21 protein-coding genes are annotated in these 16589 nt (G+C 67.7%); 10 read left to right on the top strand and 11 right to left on the bottom strand.

Translation table 11 applies throughout. The features are described from left to right. Positions 1 to 111 precede the first annotated feature (111 nt). The 6 genes from bamA to G432_RS23125 all read left to right on the top strand — a co-directional run bounded on the left by bamA (position 112) and on the right by G432_RS23125 (position 5030). On the top strand, positions 112 to 2793 hold the full coding sequence (gene bamA, locus G432_RS04275) for an outer membrane protein assembly factor BamA (RefSeq protein WP_041865142.1): 2682 nt from the start codon (positions 112 to 114) through the stop codon (positions 2791 to 2793). After that, the gene (locus tag G432_RS04270; protein ID WP_015457591.1) at positions 2793 to 3365 is read left to right on the top strand and encodes an OmpH family outer membrane protein; all 573 of its coding nucleotides are present in this window, start codon (positions 2793 to 2795) and stop codon (positions 3363 to 3365) included. Before bamA ends, G432_RS04270 begins: the two co-directional genes overlap by 1 nt. Before the next feature lie 100 nt (positions 3366 to 3465). Further along, positions 3466 to 3861 (top strand): 3-hydroxyacyl-ACP dehydratase FabZ, encoded by a 396-nt coding sequence (fabZ, locus tag G432_RS04265; RefSeq protein WP_236626890.1) that lies wholly within the window; start codon positions 3466 to 3468, stop codon positions 3859 to 3861. A gap of 168 nt (positions 3862 to 4029) precedes the next feature. Further along, a complete protein-coding gene (rpmE, locus tag G432_RS04260) occupies positions 4030 to 4260 on the top strand; it encodes a 50S ribosomal protein L31 (RefSeq protein ID WP_015457589.1) in 231 nt (76 codons plus the stop codon). 113 nt (positions 4261 to 4373) lie between these two features. Further along, on the top strand, positions 4374 to 4739 hold the full coding sequence (locus G432_RS04255) for a hypothetical protein (RefSeq protein ID WP_015457588.1): 366 nt from the start codon (positions 4374 to 4376) through the stop codon (positions 4737 to 4739). 102 nt (positions 4740 to 4841) lie between these two features. Further along, positions 4842 to 5030, top strand: a complete 189-nt coding sequence (locus tag G432_RS23125) for a hypothetical protein (protein WP_144061981.1) — start codon at positions 4842 to 4844, stop codon at positions 5028 to 5030. 13 nt (positions 5031 to 5043) lie between these two features. On the opposite strand, the gene G432_RS04250 is transcribed toward G432_RS23125, so the two are convergent. From G432_RS04250 to G432_RS04205, 10 genes are all read right to left on the bottom strand, one after another. Continuing rightward, positions 5044 to 5454, bottom strand: a complete 411-nt coding sequence (locus tag G432_RS04250) for a hypothetical protein (RefSeq protein WP_015457587.1) — start codon at positions 5452 to 5454, stop codon at positions 5044 to 5046. Between the two features lie 38 nt (positions 5455 to 5492). Further along, positions 5493 to 5882, bottom strand: a complete 390-nt coding sequence (locus G432_RS04245; protein WP_015457586.1) for a hypothetical protein — start codon at positions 5880 to 5882, stop codon at positions 5493 to 5495. Between the two features lie 54 nt (positions 5883 to 5936). Next, positions 5937 to 6479, bottom strand: a complete 543-nt coding sequence (locus G432_RS04240) for a demethoxyubiquinone hydroxylase family protein (RefSeq protein WP_051128698.1) — start codon at positions 6477 to 6479, stop codon at positions 5937 to 5939. Beyond that, the gene (locus G432_RS04235) at positions 6458 to 6919 is read right to left on the bottom strand and encodes a disulfide bond formation protein B (RefSeq protein WP_015457584.1); all 462 of its coding nucleotides are present in this window, start codon (positions 6917 to 6919) and stop codon (positions 6458 to 6460) included. The genes G432_RS04240 and G432_RS04235 overlap by 22 nt, the downstream gene beginning before the upstream one ends. 74 nt (positions 6920 to 6993) lie before the next feature. Further along, the gene (locus tag G432_RS04230) at positions 6994 to 8373 is read right to left on the bottom strand and encodes a S41 family peptidase (protein ID WP_015457583.1); all 1380 of its coding nucleotides are present in this window, start codon (positions 8371 to 8373) and stop codon (positions 6994 to 6996) included. Positions 8374 to 8538: 165 nt separating this feature from the next. After that, positions 8539 to 9729: a murein hydrolase activator EnvC family protein gene (locus tag G432_RS04225; RefSeq protein WP_015457582.1), complete on the bottom strand. Its 1191-nt coding sequence runs from the start codon at positions 9727 to 9729 to the stop codon at positions 8539 to 8541. A 10-nt stretch (positions 9730 to 9739) separates the two neighbouring features. Next, positions 9740 to 10162: a 23S rRNA (pseudouridine(1915)-N(3))-methyltransferase RlmH gene (locus tag G432_RS04220; RefSeq protein WP_015457581.1), complete on the bottom strand. Its 423-nt coding sequence runs from the start codon at positions 10160 to 10162 to the stop codon at positions 9740 to 9742. Between the two features lie 4 nt (positions 10163 to 10166). Continuing rightward, complete coding sequence (rsfS, locus tag G432_RS04215) at positions 10167 to 10559, bottom strand: ribosome silencing factor (RefSeq protein ID WP_015457580.1); 393 nt, start codon at positions 10557 to 10559, stop codon at positions 10167 to 10169. An 8-nt stretch (positions 10560 to 10567) separates the two neighbouring features. After that, positions 10568 to 11245 carry a nicotinate-nucleotide adenylyltransferase gene (locus tag G432_RS04210; RefSeq protein WP_051128697.1) on the bottom strand — a complete coding sequence of 226 codons (678 nt, stop codon included), beginning with the start codon at positions 11243 to 11245 and terminating at the stop codon, positions 10568 to 10570. Then, positions 11209 to 12519 (bottom strand): glutamate-5-semialdehyde dehydrogenase, encoded by a 1311-nt coding sequence (locus G432_RS04205; RefSeq protein ID WP_015457578.1) that lies wholly within the window; start codon positions 12517 to 12519, stop codon positions 11209 to 11211. Before G432_RS04205 ends, G432_RS04210 begins: the two co-directional genes overlap by 37 nt. Before the next feature lie 60 nt (positions 12520 to 12579). Between G432_RS04205 and G432_RS04200 the strand changes: the two genes are divergently transcribed. Genes G432_RS04200 through G432_RS04190 form a run of 3 tightly spaced genes read left to right on the top strand, consistent with a single transcriptional unit; the run spans position 12580 to position 14492 of the window. After that, positions 12580 to 13728: a DUF3667 domain-containing protein gene (locus G432_RS04200; RefSeq protein ID WP_015457577.1), complete on the top strand. Its 1149-nt coding sequence runs from the start codon at positions 12580 to 12582 to the stop codon at positions 13726 to 13728. A 22-nt stretch (positions 13729 to 13750) separates the two neighbouring features. Further along, positions 13751 to 14032: a GNAT family N-acetyltransferase gene (locus tag G432_RS04195; RefSeq protein WP_015457576.1), complete on the top strand. Its 282-nt coding sequence runs from the start codon at positions 13751 to 13753 to the stop codon at positions 14030 to 14032. After that, the gene (locus tag G432_RS04190) at positions 14025 to 14492 is read left to right on the top strand and encodes an OsmC family protein (protein ID WP_015457575.1); all 468 of its coding nucleotides are present in this window, start codon (positions 14025 to 14027) and stop codon (positions 14490 to 14492) included. Before G432_RS04195 ends, G432_RS04190 begins: the two co-directional genes overlap by 8 nt. A gap of 36 nt (positions 14493 to 14528) precedes the next feature. Here G432_RS04190 and G432_RS04185 read toward each other — a convergent pair whose 3' ends face one another. After that, on the bottom strand, positions 14529 to 15431 hold the full coding sequence (locus tag G432_RS04185) for an AraC family transcriptional regulator (RefSeq protein ID WP_015457574.1): 903 nt from the start codon (positions 15429 to 15431) through the stop codon (positions 14529 to 14531). 181 nt (positions 15432 to 15612) lie between these two features. Here G432_RS04185 and G432_RS04180 point away from each other — a divergent pair, with 181 nt between their 5' ends. Further along, positions 15613 to 16572, top strand: coding sequence for an SDR family NAD(P)-dependent oxidoreductase (locus G432_RS04180; RefSeq protein ID WP_015457573.1), 960 nt, complete (start codon positions 15613 to 15615; stop codon positions 16570 to 16572). Positions 16573 to 16589 lie beyond the last annotated feature (17 nt).

Here is a 16589-nt window from a genome sequence, read left to right as displayed (position 1 = left end):
GCGGGACCGGCGTACCTTTTGGGGGGCGCCTGATTTGAAGACCAGTTGGGACAAGGGCGGGTACGCGTGACGGCAATGAAGGCACGGACCATCGGGGGCGAACGGCAAGCCATGAACTCGCTCCGGCGGATGGGACCGCTGCTGCTGGTGGGGACGATTTTGGGCGGAATGCCCGTCGCCGCCGCATATGCGCAGGATGCGGCGCCCGCAGCGTCGGCGCCGGCGGCCGCGGCATTGCCGGGCAGCGGCGTGGTGCGGACCATCGCGGTCGCCGGATCGCAGCGGCTGGAGCCGGATACCGTCCGCTCCTACATCAAGCTGAAGCCGGGCGACCCCTATACGCGCGAGACGCTGGACCAGGCGCTGAAGGACCTTTACGCCACCGAATTGTTCGCCGACGTCCAAATCCGCGACGATCACGGCGCGCTGACCATCCAGGTGCGCGAGAACCCGGTGATCAACCGCATTGTCCTGGAAGGCAATAAGCGCCTGAAGGAAGAGAAGATCCGGCCGGAGATCCGGCTGGCGCCGCGCCAGATCTTCACCCGTTCCAAGGCGCGCGCCGACGTGGCGCGCATCATCGAGCTCTATCGCCGGCAGGGCCGTTTCGCCGCCACCGTCGAGCCGAAGATGGTGCAGCTCGACCAGAACCGCGTCGATATCGTGTTCGAGATCAACGAGGGCGCGAAATCCAAGGTCCGCCAGATCAACATCATCGGCAACCAGCATTTCTCGGCCGGCGAACTCGAAGGCGAGATGGCGACCAAGGCCTCGCGCTTCTGGCGGATATTCTCCTCCAACGACAGCTATGATCCCGATCGCCTGGCCTATGACCAGCAGAAGCTGCGCCAGTTCTACCTGACCCAGGGCTATGCCGATTTCCGCGTGATCTCCGCCGTTGCCGAGCTGACGCCGGACAAGCGCGATTTCATCATCACCTATGTGATCGAGGAGGGCGATCGCTACAAGTTCGGCGATATCGACGCCGAGAGCGAGATCCGCGACATCAAGCCGGACACGCTGAAGGCGCTGATCCGCATCCGCAAGGGCGACTGGTACAACGCCAAGACGGTGGAAGACACCGTCGACGCCATCACCGAGACCACCGGCCTCTTGGGCTTCACCCCCGACGTCCGCCCCGATTTCGTGCGCGACAAGGACAAGCTCACCATGTCGGTCACCTTCAAGGTGAACGATGCGCCGCGCGTCTATGTCGAAGACATCGCGATCAACGGCAACACGCACACCAAGGACAAGGTGGTGCGCCGCGAGTTCCGCCTTTCGGAAGGCGATGCGTTCAACAGCTTCCGGGTCAAGCGCTCGCGCGATCGCATCCAGTCGCTCGGCTATTTTCAGGAAAAGCTGGAGATCGAGCAGAAGCCGGGGTCGGCACCCGACCGCGTGGTGCTGGAAGCGAATGTCGAGGAGAAATCGACCGGCGAGCTGCAGGTCTCGGCCGGCTTCTCGAGCCTCGAGAAGTTCATCGTCGATCTTTCGATCCGTGAGCGTAACTTCATGGGCAAGGGCCAGGAAGTCCGCGCCGGTGTCAATTATTCGACCTATTCCAAGTCGATCGAGCTGGGTTTCACCGAACCCTATCTGATGGACAAGAATATCGCGCTCGGCTTCGACGTGTTTCGGCGCGATTACAACTCGTTCAACTATTACGGCAACGATCGCCGGACCACCTACGAGCAGACGACCACCGGCTTCCAGGTGCGCGCGGGCGTGCCACTGACCGAATATGTCAGCCTAGCGCTGCGTTACGGCCTGAGCTTCGACGACGTCTCGCTCGACAAGAACACCTTCTACACGGTGAACGATCAGGGCGAACTCGTCTGCGATCCGCTGCTCGCCGGCCGCTATCTCTGCGATGCGCTGGGCAAGCGGACGACTTCCTCGGTCGGTTACAGCCTCGTCTTCGACAATCTGAACAATCGTGTCCGCCCCAGCCGGGGCCAGCGTGTTGTGTTCAGCCAGGATGTCGCGGGCCTCGGCGGCAGCGTGCGCTATGTCCGCTCGCGTATCGATGCCGATAAATATTGGAATGTCGGCAGTGGATTCATCTTCTCGCTGGGCCTGGAGGGCGGCGCGATCCTGCCACTGCAGAGCAGCCCGGGGCCGGGCGTGGACGCGGTGAGGCTGACCGATCGCTTCTTCCTGGGCGAGCCGCAGATGCGGGGCTTCGCGATCCGCGGTATCGGTCCCCGCGTGCTCCGCATCCCTTACGATGCGGATGGCAAGCCGATCACCGATCGTGACCGGATGTATGATGATGCGCTGGGCGGCCGTTATTACTATATGTCGCGCGCTGAACTTGAAATTCCGCTTGGTTCGGGTGCGCGCGAGATGGGGCTGCGTCCGTCGATCTTCCTCGACGTCGGTTCGGTTTTCGGTGTGAAGAAGCCGGAGCCGACGGCTACATTCGAGAAGGACGATGATGGCAAGCTTCAGCCCGAGACGCGGCCGGTGCGCGATACTTCCGGCAATCCGCTGTATCTAATCCCGGAGGGGGAGCCGAATGCGGGCACGTATACGACCTGCCGCGAGGGTCAGAAGAATGACGCCGGCATTTGCGTAGGCAGCGCTCCCAACAATGCTGCGACCAATTCCTATGGTCCATGGGACGAGAAGTTCCTGGGCGATACCTGGAAGCCTCGCGTTTCCGTCGGATTCGGGGTCAACTGGAATTCGCCCTTCGGGCCGTTCCGCATCGATATCGCCAAGGCGCTGGTCAAGCGTGACGGCGACGATACAAAGCTCATCACCTTCAACGTAGGGACTCAATTCTGATGAAGACCATTTCCAAGGCGGCCGTTCTGCTTGCCGCGATTGCCGCCCTTCCGGGCGTGGCTCAGGCCCAGAAGGTTCCGGGGGCGGTGATCGTCACCGTCGACACCCAGAAGATCTATGCGGAATGCAATGCCTGCAAGGCCGCGCAGACCCAGCTTCAGAGCCAGGCGCAGCAGCTGCAGCAGCTGCAGGAATCGCTGGGCGCCCCGATCCGCACCGAAGCGGAAGCGATTTCCAAGGCGGCCGGCGGCAAGGCGCCCGACGCCGCGCTGCAGCAGCGCATCCAGGCGCTCCAGACCAAGGAGCAGCAGGCCAACCAGCAGCTGCAGCAGCGCCAGCAGCAGTTCCAGCGCAACCGCGCCTATGTCGCCCAGCAGATCACCGAGAAGCTGAACCCGATCGTCACCCAGGTGATGCAGGCGCGCGGCGCCAACATCGCGGTCGACACCGGCGCCACGCTGGCGGCCTCCGCCGGGCTGGACGTGACCAACGACGTGATGACGCAGCTCAACTCGCAGCTGCCGAGCGTCAACACGACGGCGCCGGCCGCGCCTGCGCCCGCGAGCCGCTGATCCGGTGAGCGAGACGACGGACGTGGCTGGCGACGCGGCCGGGAATCGCGGCCCGCTGGATATCCGGCGGGTGCTGGCGGCGCTGCCCCACCGCTATCCGATGCTGCTGGTCGATCGCGTCGAGGAGCTGATCCCCGACCGGTCGATCGCGGCGATCAAGGCGGTGACGATCAACGAGCCCTTCTTCCAGGGCCATTTCCCCGGCCGGCCGATCATGCCGGGCGTGCTGATCGTCGAGGCGCTGGCGCAGGCGGCAGGCGTGCTGGCGGTGGAATCGCTGGGCCTCGCCGGTTCCGGCAAGCTCGTCTATTTCATGGCGATCGACGAGGCGAAGTTCCGCGTGCCGGTGGAGCCGGGCGTGCTGCTGCGCCTCGAGGTCGAGTTCGTGCAGAAGCGCGCGACGGTCTGCAAGTTCGCGGGCCGGGCGCTGGTGGACGGCAAGGTCGCCGCGCAGGCGAACTTCACCGCCATGATCGCGGACCCGCCGGCGGCCTGAATCCTCCGGCGAAACGCAGGATCATGAAGGGGCGGTTCCGCGTGGCGGGGCCGCCTCTTTCATTCGGGACGACGGGCAAGCGCGCCTTGTCAATCGCGGCATCTGCCGCTATGGCCGCGCCTTCATTGCCCAGGCTGGTCGGAAACCAGCCATTTCAGGAGCGAAATGATGAAGAAGGACATTCACCCCGACTACCACATGATCAAGGTCCAGATGACGGATGGAACCGTCTTCGAGACCCGTTCGGTCTGGGGCAATGCGGGCGATACGCTGCAGCTCGACATCGATCCGACCGTCCACCCGGCGTGGACCGGCGGCAAGTCGACCCTGCTGGATTCTGGCGGCCAGGTCGCGCGCTTCAACAAGCGCTTCGGCGGCCTCACGCTCGGCAAGAAGTGATCGCATGGGCGGCGGAGCCAGGAGGCTCCGCCGCTCTGCCATATCGGGCGCGACGGCGCCCCGGCGCCGCCTGAAGGCGCCATTTCCTTTCCCGATCGGATGAGGCCGGCCGCATGGCCCTGATCGAACGCCTCGCGCGGCCGCTATTCTGGGCGGCGCTGATCTTCGCCTATAGCGCGGCGATCATGCCGCAGGCCGAAGCGCCGCACATCGCCGCTTCCGATAAGATCGAACATATGATCGCCTTCTTCACCCTGGCGCTGCTGGCGGGGCTGGGCTGGCCGCGCCGCGCCCTGTGGCGGACCGGGCTGGGGCTGGCGGGGGTGGGTGCCGCGATCGAAATCACCCAGGCGATCCCGATGCTGCACCGGGATGCCAACGCCATGGATTTCCTGGCCGATTGCGCGGCGATCCTGTTCGGCCTCGCCATCATCGCCGCGATCCGCCTGCTGCCCGCTTATCGCGCGCCCGCCGATTGATCTGCCGTAGCGAATATCTTAACCATAAAGATATAAGCGGGAAAACGGACCGTCGGCGGCGCCGTGGGGATGGCATCGATCGGCGGGGACAAAGGGGTCGCCATGTCCTTATTATGCCGATTGGGGCTGCATCGCAGCGAGTCGCCCGGCGTGTGGAATGACGGGCTGTTCTTCGATCGCTGCCGGGCGTGCGCCGAACCGCTGATCCGGCGGCCGGACGGCCGCTGGACACGAGTGCCGGACGATTATGTCGTGATATGGAGCGATCGGCGGCCCTGCCACCAGGGCTGATGTCGCACGGCCGTCAGGGAATGTCGGCTGCTTCCTGCCGGGCCTGTTCGCGTTCCGCGCGCGCCTGGCGCATGAACATCTGGTAGCAGCCGGTGGCGCCGCCGCTGCCGACTGGCGAGCAGCTGTTGGGCGTGCCGGCGCGGCTGACCCATTCGAGCTGGCGCACCGTGTTGGACCAGCTTTGCTGGGCGGGCTCGGCCTTCTTGCCCCTGAAGCGCTTGGGCACGCGGTAGCGTTCGCTTTCCGGTTCGCGCCCGCACACGACGATCTCGTCGCTGGTGCTGCGCGGGCAGGGATCGTCGCCATAGACGACCAGCGAGGAGACTTTCTCCGGCGGGGTTCCGGTTGTCGCGTCCTGGGCGTAGGCAGGCAGCGCGCCCAGCAGGCCCAACGTGACCAGGCCGAGGCGGATGGTGCTGCGCATATGGTTTGTCCTCAAGGATCGGGAGGGGTGCGGCCGGCTCAGAAGGGGATGCCGGTCTTCTCGCCATTGGCGGCGCGCTCGTCCCGCGCCTTGCGGAACATTTCGCGCATGCAGCCCGATGCGCCGCCGCTGCCGACCGGCGAGCAGCTCTGGGCGCCGGAGCGGCCGACATATTCGAAGCTGCGCGCGCGCTCATTCCAGGCATCGTTGCCCGTGAGTTCGGAATCGCGGAGGTCCTTGGGAATGCGATACCGCTCATTTTCGTCGAGGCGGCGGCAGACGACGATTTCCTCGCCATTGCTGGTGGGGCATTTGTCGTTGCCGTAAATGGTCAGCACCCTTTCGGATCGCTGCGCCTGCGCGACGTCGAAGGGCATGGCCGCCGACGCGGCGATCACGAAAGCGAGGCTGGCGATCACGGTCTTCATCGTGCCGATCCTATATTGTCCTGCCCCAACGTCTGAACCAGGGGCAGGGATGCGTCAAATCCGCTTCGAAAGCGCTATCGCGGCCCGGCAGCCGAGACGGATGGCGCTGGAGAGCAGGGGATAAGCGGGCGCTTCCTCCGCGCCTTCGGCCAGCGCTATCTCGCGATGCTCGACCTCCTCGGCCCGGAAATCGGCGATGGCCTCGCTGAGTTCGGGGTCGCCGGTGCCGATCCGTTCGAGCTGCTCGCCATAATGGCGGTCGATCTCCGTCTCGATCGCCGCGGTGCAGGCCATCGCGGCCTTGGGGCCGATCAGCGCCGTCGCCGCGCCCAGCGCGAAGCCCGCGACGTTCCACAGCGGCTGGAGCGCGGTCGGCCGCACGCCGCGTTCGGCGATCATCGCATCGAAACGGGCGCGGTGGCGTTCCTCCTGCAGGGCCATGCGCGCGATCAGGCGGCTGCCCGGCGCATGATCGCCCATCACCGCAAGTTGCCCGGCATAGATGCGGGTCGCGCCATATTCACCGGCCTGGTCGACCCGCAGCATCGAGGCGCGGGCTTTTTCGTCGATCGGCATCAGCGGGGGCGTTTCAGGCATAGGGCCAATATAGTCGCTCCGCCGGCAAGCGAAACGATCGCATTCCATCCGGCGAGAGAAATTCCGAACAGCGACCATTGCACCTCATCGCAACGGACCATCGGCGCCGCCATGATATCGGCGAGGATATCACCCGAATTGCCGATCGTGCTGCAGCGGGTGAGCCCTTCCCACCAGCCATATTCGACCCCGGCGTGAAAGACGCCGATCGCGCCGCTGGCCATGATCGCCAGCGCCGCCAGGATGGTGAGCGGCCGCGCGGCGGGGCGGACGAGAAAGGCGAGGAGCGCGATCGCGATCGCCGCATAATGCGGCCAGCGCTGCCAGTGGCACATCTCGCACGGATAGAGGCCGCCGATGAACTGCGATCCCAGCGCGCCCGCCATCAGCGCCGTGGGGATCAGGAGGGCGAGCAGGCGGGCCGTGGCGAATCTGGTCATGGGGAGGGCGGAGATCCCTTGGGATTGCGGCTCCCCTCACGCGGCCTTGCCGGGAGGGGAGCCGGACGAGAGGTTTAGCGGCCGCCCTTGGGGCCGGCGCCCGCTGTCACGGTGCCCTTGGCCGCGGCGCTGGTGGTCGCGGCGGCGGTGGTTGCAGGCGCACCGCCGAGGCGGGCGAGGGTCTTCACCGCATAATCGAGCTGGAAGTCCGAAACGCCCTGCTTTTCAAGCTGGGTGGCCGTCAGCTGAAAACGGGGATCGGCCTTGGTGTCGTCCTCCAGCACGCTTTCGTCGAGCTTCGCCTCGTTGATGAGGTGACGGCGCAGATCGGCCTCGCGCAGGCGCGGACGATCCTTGTAATCGGGATCGGTGAGCTGGGGCACGCGGATATCCGGCTGGATGCCGCCTTCCTGCACCGAGCGGCCCGACGGCGTGAAATAGCGCGCGGTGGTGAGCCTGAGCGCGGTATCCTCGGTCAGCGGTAGCAGCGTCTGCACCGATCCCTTGCCGAAGCTGCGTTCGCCCATCACCAGGCCGCGCCGGTGATCCTGGAGCGCGCCGGCCACGATTTCGGCCGCCGAGGCCGATCCCGCGTCGATCAGGACGATCACGGGCAGGCCATGGGCGAAATCGCCGGGGCGGGCATACCAGCGTTCGATATCGCTCTTCTCCCGGCCGCGCTGCGAGACGATCTCGCCGCGATCGAGGAAGGCATCCGAAACCTCGATCGCCTGGTCCAGCAGGCCGCCGGGGTTGGAGCGGAGATCGACGACATAGCCGAGCGGCTGGCCGCCGACCGCCTTGTCGATCGACACCAGCGCCGCGCGCACCGCTTCGCCGGTCTGCTTGTTGAAGGTGTTGATGTTGACGATGCCGACCTTGTCCTTCACCTCCCACTTGACGGGCTTCAGGGTGATGACCTCGCGCGTCAGCGTCACGTCGAAGGGCTTGTCGCGGCCCGGGCGGACGATGGTTAGCTTCACCTGCGTGCCCGGCTTGCCGCGCATCTGATCGACCGCTTCGTCCAGCGTGCCGCCGTAGATCAGCTTGCCGTCCAGATGAGTGATATAGTCGCCCGACTTGAGCCCGGCCTTGTAGGCAGGCGTATCCTCGGTCGGCGCGATGATCTTGACCGCGCCGTCCTCCATCGAGACCGTCAGGCCCAGGCCGCCATAAGCGCCGTCCGTCTGCGTGCGCAGATTCTGATAGTCGCGCGAATCGAGATAGGAGCTGTGCGGATCGAGGCTGGCGAGCATGCCGTCGATCGCGCCCTTGATCAGCGTCTTGTCGTCAACCTTGTCGACATATTCCGATCGCACGCGATCGAAAACGCTCATGAACTGATCCATTTCGCGGAAAGTTTCCGCATCCGCGGCCGCCAATGCCGACGTGACGGTGGGAACCAGCGCAACAGCGCTGACGAGCAAGGCGGAACGCAACAATAATCTGGCCATCGACAGGGTGCCTTCGCTGGATATTGCCACCACGTTACAGCCTTTCCCTCTCCGGCAACAAGGCTGCCGGATGAAAAGCCTGGGCGGGGGCATGGTCGATCACCGGCGATGAAGATGCGGTGAACGGGATGAGGGGGTAGGGGAGGCGGGGTGCGGGGCGTGCCATCAGCCCTGCCCCAGCAGCGGAACGATATCGATGGGCTGGCCGGCGCGGCGCAGCTCGACCGTCACGCCGCCGGCGCCGCCATGGGCGCGGCCGATCGGGCTGCCCTGGTCCACCGCCTCGCCCACCCTGGCGTTGAGCGCGGCGAGGCCGGTGACGAGGCTGGTCCAGCCGCCGCCATGTTCGATGATGACGATATTGTCATAGCCCCGGAAGGGGCCGGCATAGGCGATCCGGCCACGCGCCGGCGCAACCACCAGCGCATCGGCCTTGGCGCCGATGGTGAGCCCGCGGGCGCGGACGCCGGCGTCCGAAATCTCGCCGAGGCCGCGCACCAGCTTGCCGGTAACGGGCAGGCGATAAGCGAGGTTGAGCGGGCCTTCGGGCGCGGGCTCGGCGGGTGGGGCCGCCGCCTGGCCCGGGACGAGCGGGCGGAGGACCGGGCCGGGGAGCGCGGCCAGCCGATCGCGCGTGCGCGACTGGCTGTCGAGGCGATCCATCAGGTCGGCGACGGTGCGGGCCTTTTCCCCCAGCGCCATCGCCCGATCGGACTGGGCGAGCGAATCATCGGTGAGTGCCTGGGCGCGGATGCGGTGCCGGGTTTCGAGCCGGGCGAGTTCCGCGCGTTCCGCCTGCAGTCGATCGCGGCTGTCGCGCAGGCTGGCGGCCGCCTGATCGGCCTCGCGCTGGAGAGCGAGGCCGTGGGCGACCTCGCGCCGGAGCCCGGCGGTGCGATCGCGGATCGCCGGCACCTGCGCATCGAGCAGCGCGCGAACATGGACGACATCGGCGATGGAGCCGGGCTGGACGAAGGCGAGCGCGGTCGGCCGGCGGGCCATCGTCTGCAACGCGGCCGTGAGCCGGACGATCGGGGCCTGCTGCTCTGCGAGCCGCGCGCGCTGGCGGGCGCGGAGCGCGGCCACGTCGCCCATCCGCTTCTCGGCGGCGGCGATCTCCGCCTCGGCGGCGATCACGCGGCTGGCGACGGCGGCTTCCGCGGCGCGGGTGCGGGCGGCGTCCTCTGCGGCGCGGGCGGCCTGTTCCTCCAGCCCCGCCGCGCGGGCGGCGGCGGCATCGGCCTGGCGACGGATCTGATCGGCCGAAATCTCGGCCGCCGTGGGCACCCGCGCGATCGCCAGGCCCGCCACGGCGCCGGTGGCGATGGTCGCGGCGATCAGCAGGGGGCGGGCCATTGCGATGTGCTCAGCCTTCGCGATGATAGGGGTGGCCGGCCAGGATGCTGGTCGCCCGCCACAATTGTTCGGCCAGCATCGCCCTGGCCAGCATGTGCGGCCAGGTGGCGGCGCCGAAGGCCAGCAGCAGATCGGCGCGTTCGCGATCGGCGGGTTCCAGCCCGTCGGCCGCGCCGATCAGGAAGCGGGCCTCGCGCCGGCCGTCGTCCCGCCAGCGGCCCAGCTTTTCCGCGAACGCCAGCGAGGGCAGCTGCTGGCCTTTCTCGTCCAGCGCCACGAGGATGGAATCATTGTCCAGCACGGGTGCGCGGCCGCCCTTGTCGGGCAGCTCGGTAACGCGGGTCGGCCAGGCGATCCGCTTCAGATAGCGATCGACGAGCTCCGCCTCGGGGCTGCGGCCGATCTTGCCCCGCGCGACGATGTGGAGCAGCAACGCCTCAGGCTTCGCCGGCCGGGCGGCGTTCCTCCTCGAAACCCCACATGCGTTCGAGATTGTAGAAGCTGCGGACTTCGGGGCGGAACAGGTGGACGATCACGTCGCCCGCGTCGATCAGCACCCAGTCCGCCGTCGGCAGCCCTTCGATACGGGCGATGCGGCCGGTTTCCTGCTTGATGCGATCGGCGAGCTTCTGCGCCATCGATGCCACCTGGCGCGACGAACGACCGCTCGCGATCACCATGTGATCGGCGATGCTGCTCTTGCCGGCAAGCGGGATGGTTACGGTCTCGACGGCCTGGTCGTCGTCGAGCGAGCGGAGCACGAGCTGGTGAAGCGCGGCCGACGGCTCGGGTTCGTTGGTGCCCCGAAGGGCGGCGGTACTGGCGGGCAAAGGGCCTCCTAGTCGATGCACCGGCGCGTCACGGGGTCGCGCAGGGCCTGTTGATGATATGCGTGAAACCAAAGCGGGTCTTCAGCCCGCAAGCGCGTGGCGGAACCGGGATCTGGGCGAAAGCGCAGCAGCACGAGCGCCGGCGGTCTCCACGTCGTCCAGTTTCTCGCCTGGCTTGCGGGCCGGACGAAACGCCGCAGCCAGCCCATCGCCCTCGTAGCGTGAGCGGCCCCATCATAACCCGGACGGGCGATTACGGCAATCGGAACCGTCCGCGCGATCCTGCGCCAGTCCCGCCAGCGGTGGAACTGGACGAGATTGTCCGATCCCATCAACCAGATGAAGCGGCGATCGGGGTAGAGGCGGACGAGCTTTTCCAGCGTCTCTGCGGTGTAGCGGGTGCCCAGCCGCCGCTCGATCGCGGTGACGCGGATCGGCGCGCGCCGGGCCATGGCGCGGGCGCTGGCGACGCGGGCCGACAGGGGGGCCATGTCGGGCGCGCCATCTTTCAGCGGGTTGCCGGGGGAAACCAGCCACCATGCCTCGTCCAGCCCCAGCGCCTCGATGGCGGCAAGGGTGATGCGGCGATGGGCGCGATGGGCGGGATTGAACGACCCGCCGAGCAGGCCGGTCGCCCTTCTGCGATGGCTCAAGGGCGGAGCTGTCCCGTGCCGCGCACCACCCATTTATAGGTCGTGAGCCCTTCGAGCGCGACCGGCCCACGTGCATGGAGACGGCCAGTGGAGATGCCGATTTCCGCGCCCAGGCCGAATTCGCCGCCATCGGCGAACTGGGTGGAGGCGTTCCACATCACGATCGCCGAATCGACTTCCGCCAGGAAGCGTTCGGCGGTGGCGGCATCCTCGGTGACGATCGCGTCCGTGTGGTGGGAAGCGTGGGCGGCGATATGGCCGATCGCCTCGTCCGCCCCTGAAACGGCCCGGACCGCGCAGATGGCGTCGAGATACTCGGTATCCCAATCCTCGTCCCCCGCCGGCAGGATCCGGGGATCGAGGGCCTGGATTTCCGGGGTTCCGCGCAGTTCGCAGCCGGCATCGAGCAGGGCCTTCACCACGGCCGCGGCCTCGGGGAAGGCGCGGTCGATCAGCAGCGTTTCGGTCGCGCCGCAAACGCCGGTGCGGCGCATCTTCGCGTTGACGGCCAGCGCCACCGCCTTCGCGGGATCGGCGGCGGCATCGATATAGGTGTGGTTGATGCCGTCGAGATGGGCGAGCACGGGCACGCGCGCCTCGGCCTGGACGCGCGCGACCAGCGATTTGCCGCCGCGCGGCACGATGATGTCGATAAGGCCGGCGGCCTTGAGCATCGCGCCCACGGCCGCGCGATCGGTGACGGGGACGAGCTGAAGCGCGTCCTCGGGCAGGCCGGCGGCGCGGAGCCCTTCGATAAGGGCGGCGTGGATCGCCCGGCTGCTTTGGATCGCTTCCGATCCGCCGCGCAGGATCGCGGCGTTGCCGGCCATCAGGCAGAGCGCCCCGGCATCGGCAGTGACGTTGGGGCGGCTTTCGTAGATGATGCCGACGACGCCCAGCGGCACGCGCACCCGGCTCAATTCCAGGCCGTTGGGTCGCGCGGCGCGATCGACGACCTGGCCGATTGGATCGGCAAGGGCGGCCACCGCCTCCAGCCCGGCGGCGACGCCTTCCAGCCGCGCGGGATCGAGCCTCAGCCGATCGAGCAGGGCGGGCGACAGGCCGTTTTCTCGGCCGCGCGCCATATCGGCGGCATTAGCGGCGAGAATCCCGGCCTCGTCCGCGCGCAGAGCGGCGGCGGCGGCGCGGAGCGCACCGGCCTTCACCGCGGTCGGCGTGCGGGCCAGCACCGCGGCGGCGGCGCGGGCGCGGCGGCCCATATCCTGGATCAGCGCCTCCGCATCCGGGACGGGCGCATCCGTGGCGGACGTAACGGCGGACGAAGCGAGGGTGGCGGCGTCTGTCATGGCCGGAGCCCTATCACGTCGCCCCTCGCTTCGCCACGGTCACGCCGCTATCCTGGGCACATGACCGGAGAATTCGAAGCAGCGGCGAATGTCGCGACCGGAGCCCTTGCGGCTCATGCGATCGAGGGCGAGCGGCTTGGGGGCCGCCGCGCCACCGATGACGGCCACACCCACGAAAGCGCCTGCCTGAACTGCGGCACGCCGCTTGCGGGCCATTTTTGCCAGAATTGCGGGCAGGCGGCGCACCTGCACCGCACGGTGATGGCGCTGGTGCACGATATCGCCCACGGCGTGTTCCATTTCGAAGGGAAGATGTGGGGCACGCTGCCGCTGCTGTTCTGGCGGCCGGGGGAGCTGACCCGGCGCTACATATTGGGCGAACGGGCGAAATTCGTGTCGCCGCTGGCACTCTTCCTGTTTTCCGTATTCCTGATGGTGGCGGTGTTCTCCTGGGTCGGCCTGCCGATCCGCGGCGCGAGCGGGCATACGGTGGAGGAGGTGGCGAGCGGGCTGCAGGAGGCCCAGCGCGAGATCGGCAGCGAGAATGACAGGTCCGCCATCCGCCTGAAGGAGTTGCAGGCCGCCCGCGACGAGCTGAAGGCGGCGGGCGACAACACCCGCGCGCTGGACCGGCAAATCGCCGATCTGCAGCGCGAGCTGGCGGTGACCAACCTCATGACCGGCCGGGTGGCCGAGCAGGCCGCCCTGGCCGGCAAGGATAGCGCCAAGGCACCGGTTGCCGAGCCGACCCATTCCGGGATCAACGCGAACACCGGCTGGCCCGCGCTGGATGAAGGCATTGAGAAAGCATCGAAAAATCCGGCGCTATTGCTCTACAAGCTGCAATCCTCCGCCTATAAATTCTCCTGGGCGCTGATCCCGATATCGCTGCCCTTCATCTGGCTGATGTTCGCCTGGCGCTGGCAGTTCGGCCTCTACGATCATGCCATCTTCGCCATATATTCGCTGGCGGCGATGACGCTGATGATGGTGACGATGAGCTTCGCCGCGCTGATCCTGCCGGCGACCGCGATCATCATATTCATGACCTTCTTTCCGCCATGGCACATGTATCGCCAGCTGAAGGGCGCCTATTCGCTCGGCTGGTTCAGCGCGCTGTGGCGGACCTGCTTCCTGCTGTTTTCCGCGACCTTCGCGGCGACCCTCTTCCTGCTGCTGCTGCTGGCGATGGGCGTGACGGGGCATTGAGGAAGGCGGACGGGAGACGCAGATGGCTTCGGTGATCGACAATCCGGCGCAGCACCGGTTCGAGCTGGCGCTGGACGGCGACGATGTGGCGGCGGCCTATTACCGCATCGACGAGGAAGGCCGGGTGGTGCTGACCCATACCGAGGTGCCGTTCGAATATTCGGGGCAGGGCATCGGCACGAAGCTGGCGACTGGCGTGTTCGATGCGATCCGCGCGAGCGGGCGCAAGGCCGTGCTGAAGTGCAGCTTCATGAGCCGCTTCTATGCCGGCCACCCCGAATATTCGGATATCGTCGATGGATGAGCGGGTCCAGGAAGGGCGCGGCACGGACGGGGAGAGCGGCATGAGCGACAAGGTGGAAGTGACGGTGAGCGAGACGGGCGCGAGCCCGTTCGCGGTGCGGATCGAGACCGGCGGGCATAGCCTGATCGGCGACGAGCCGGTGGCGATGGGCGGTGCCGACCTCGGCCCGTCGCCCTATCAGATGCTGGCGGCGGCGCTGGGCGAATGCACGACGATGACGGTGCGCTGGTTCGCCCGGCAGCAGCAATGGCCGGTCGACCATATCGAGACCGACGTGACGCACGAGAAGGCGACCGTGGAAGGCCGGCCGGGCAAGACGGACGTTTTCCGCAAGACGGTGCGCATCCGTGGCGATGCGCTGACCGGCGAGCAGCGCACGCGCCTGCTGGACGTGGCCGCCAAATGCCCCGTCCACCGGACGCTGGAGAACACGTCCTCGATCGAGACGTTGGCGGGGTGATCGGGGGCCGGCTGATCGGGGGCCGGCTGATCGGGATCAGGCCGCGCTGCTGATTTCCGGTAGGCCGATGCCGGCGCCGCGCAGCCGCTCCGCATCGCGCGAGGGCGGGACGCCGAACATGCGGGCATATTCGCGGCTGAACTGCGAGGCGCTTTCGTAGCCGACCCGGTAGGCGGCGCGCGTCGCATCCGCGCTGATGACGAGCAGCCGCCGCGCTTCCTGCAGGCGGAGCACCTTCTGATATTGCAGCGGGCTCATCGCCGTGGCGGCCTTGAAATGGCGGTGGAAGGAAGCGGGGCTCATGCCGGCAATCTCGGCCAGCGCCTCGACGCGGAGCGGCTCGTCGAAATGCTCCCTGATCCAGGCGATCGCCTGGCGGACCTGCGACAGGCGGCTGTCCGCCTGGGCGATCTGCCGCAGCACGCCGCCCTGCGGGCCCCGGAGCAGGCGATAGAGGATTTCGCGTTCGTGCAGGGGCGCGAGGACGGCGGCATCCTCCGGCGTATCGAGCAGGGCGAGCAGCCGGAGGCAGGCATCGAGCAGGTGCGGCGTGACCGGGCTGACGGCGAAGCCGGCGGTGCGGCCGCCGGACGCGGGCGGGGCATCCGGCAGCAGCGCGGCCAGCGCCTCCCGATCGAGCGTGAGGCTGAGCGCGACATAAGGGCGATCGGGGCTCGCCTCGACGATGCGGCCGGATGCCGGCAATTCCAGCGAGGCGACGAAATAGGATGCGGGATCGTAGCGCAGCACGCGATCGCCGATCAGCACCTGCTTGGCGCCTTGCAGGACCAGGCACAGCATCGGCCGGTAGAGTGTGGCCGTGGAGCATGTCTGCCCGCTGGAAGCATAGAGGGCGAGGCGGGGGAGGGCGGCTTCCCGGTGCGGGTTGTGGAGGTGGCGCTCGGCAAGGGCGAGCATCTGATCGAGCTGATGGCGCATGGCCTCGAAGATTGGCGCGCGCCGACCCGGTGGCAAGGGCGGGCCTGCATCCCGGCCCGTGCTTTGATAGGATCAGGCAAGAGATCGACACGATCGGGCGCCCGGAAGCGGGGACTGCCATCCATATCGGCCCCGGCTTCGAGGGGGCGATGGGCCTCCTCCACGGAAATGGAGAACAGCCATGACCATATTCGGCGCGGAATCGACGACCGACGAGGTGCTGGAAGGCGTCGATCTTTCCGGCCGGCGCATCCTGGTGACCGGCGTTTCCGCCGGGCTGGGCGTGGAGACGGCGCGGGCGCTGGCGGCGCACGGCGCGGACGTGGTGGGCGCGGCGCGCGACCTCGCCAAGGCGGAAGCCGCGACCGCAAGCGTGCGCGCGGCGGCGCGGGACGGCGGCGGCAGCCTGGAGCTGATCCGGCTCGACCTCGCATCGCTGGCGAGCGTGCGGGCGGCCGCCGACGCGCTGATCGCCGATGGCCGGCCGCTGGACATCATCATCGCCAATGCCGGCGTGATGGCCTGCCCCAAGGGGGTGACGGCCGACGGCTTCGAAACGCAGTTCGGCACCAATCATCTGGGGCATTTCGTGCTGGTCAACCGGATCGCCCCGCTGCTGAAACCGGGCGGCCGGCTGGTGAGCCTTTCGTCCGCCGGCCACCGATATTCGGACGTCGACCTGGACGACCCCAATTTCGATCATACCGATTACGAAGAGTTCGTGGCCTATGGCCGATCGAAGACCGCCAACATCCTGTTCGCGGTGGAATTCGACCGGCGCCATCGCGACCGGGGCATCCGCGCGGCGGCCGTGCATCCGGGCGTGATCCGCACCGAGCTGAGCCGCCACATGACCCAGGAGGCGCAGGACGCGCTGATCGCGTCCATCACGGCGAACCAGCCCGAGGGAGCGCCCGCCTTCCACTGGAAGACGGTGCCGCAGGGCGCCGCCACCTCGATCTGGGCGGCGATCGTGGCCGCGCCGGACGAGATCGGCGGACGTTATGCCGAGGATTGCCATGTGGCCGAGATCGCCACCGGCACTTCGCGGCGCGACGGCGTGCAGCCCTACGCCCTCGATCCCGAGCGGGCGAAGGCGCTGTGGGCCAAAAGCGAGGAAATGGTCGGCGAGCGTTTCTGACCGACCCGCAATTCAAC

This window comes from Sphingomonas sp. MM-1, from assembly GCF_000347675.2.
GTDB lineage: Bacteria > Pseudomonadota > Alphaproteobacteria > Sphingomonadales > Sphingomonadaceae > Sphingomonas_E > Sphingomonas_E fennica.
Note: the sequence above shows the minus strand (reverse complement) of the source record. Positions and strands in the feature narration are given on the sequence as shown.

What these genes read in the sequence shown, in the direction of transcription:
- G432_RS23125 (WP_144061981.1), top strand. Translation starts at nt 4,842, where the DNA reads ATGTCCTTATTATGCCGATTGGGGCTGCATCGCAGCGAGTCGCCCGGC.
- G432_RS04225 (WP_015457582.1), bottom strand. Translation starts at nt 9,729, where the DNA reads ATGGCCCGCCCCCTGCTGATCGCCGCGACCATCGCCACCGGCGCCGTG.
- fabZ (WP_236626890.1), top strand. Translation starts at nt 3,466, where the DNA reads ATGCTGCTGGTCGATCGCGTCGAGGAGCTGATCCCCGACCGGTCGATC.
- G432_RS04180 (WP_015457573.1), top strand. Translation starts at nt 15,613, where the DNA reads ATGACCATATTCGGCGCGGAATCGACGACCGACGAGGTGCTGGAAGGC.
- G432_RS04270 (WP_015457591.1), top strand. Translation starts at nt 2,793, where the DNA reads ATGAAGACCATTTCCAAGGCGGCCGTTCTGCTTGCCGCGATTGCCGCC.
- G432_RS04255 (WP_015457588.1), top strand. Translation starts at nt 4,374, where the DNA reads ATGGCCCTGATCGAACGCCTCGCGCGGCCGCTATTCTGGGCGGCGCTG.
- bamA (WP_041865142.1), top strand. Translation starts at nt 112, where the DNA reads ATGAACTCGCTCCGGCGGATGGGACCGCTGCTGCTGGTGGGGACGATT.
- G432_RS04240 (WP_051128698.1), bottom strand. Translation starts at nt 6,479, where the DNA reads ATGCCTGAAACGCCCCCGCTGATGCCGATCGACGAAAAAGCCCGCGCC.
- G432_RS04210 (WP_051128697.1), bottom strand. Translation starts at nt 11,245, where the DNA reads ATGGGTGGTGCGCGGCACGGGACAGCTCCGCCCTTGAGCCATCGCAGA.
- G432_RS04230 (WP_015457583.1), bottom strand. Translation starts at nt 8,373, where the DNA reads ATGGCCAGATTATTGTTGCGTTCCGCCTTGCTCGTCAGCGCTGTTGCG.
- G432_RS04250 (WP_015457587.1), bottom strand. Translation starts at nt 5,454, where the DNA reads ATGCGCAGCACCATCCGCCTCGGCCTGGTCACGTTGGGCCTGCTGGGC.
- G432_RS04245 (WP_015457586.1), bottom strand. Translation starts at nt 5,882, where the DNA reads ATGAAGACCGTGATCGCCAGCCTCGCTTTCGTGATCGCCGCGTCGGCG.
- G432_RS04200 (WP_015457577.1), top strand. Translation starts at nt 12,580, where the DNA reads ATGACCGGAGAATTCGAAGCAGCGGCGAATGTCGCGACCGGAGCCCTT.
- rpmE (WP_015457589.1), top strand. Translation starts at nt 4,030, where the DNA reads ATGAAGAAGGACATTCACCCCGACTACCACATGATCAAGGTCCAGATG.
- G432_RS04195 (WP_015457576.1), top strand. Translation starts at nt 13,751, where the DNA reads ATGGCTTCGGTGATCGACAATCCGGCGCAGCACCGGTTCGAGCTGGCG.
- G432_RS04235 (WP_015457584.1), bottom strand. Translation starts at nt 6,919, where the DNA reads ATGACCAGATTCGCCACGGCCCGCCTGCTCGCCCTCCTGATCCCCACG.
- G432_RS04190 (WP_015457575.1), top strand. Translation starts at nt 14,025, where the DNA reads ATGGATGAGCGGGTCCAGGAAGGGCGCGGCACGGACGGGGAGAGCGGC.
- G432_RS04185 (WP_015457574.1), bottom strand. Translation starts at nt 15,431, where the DNA reads ATGCGCCATCAGCTCGATCAGATGCTCGCCCTTGCCGAGCGCCACCTC.
- G432_RS04205 (WP_015457578.1), bottom strand. Translation starts at nt 12,519, where the DNA reads ATGACAGACGCCGCCACCCTCGCTTCGTCCGCCGTTACGTCCGCCACG.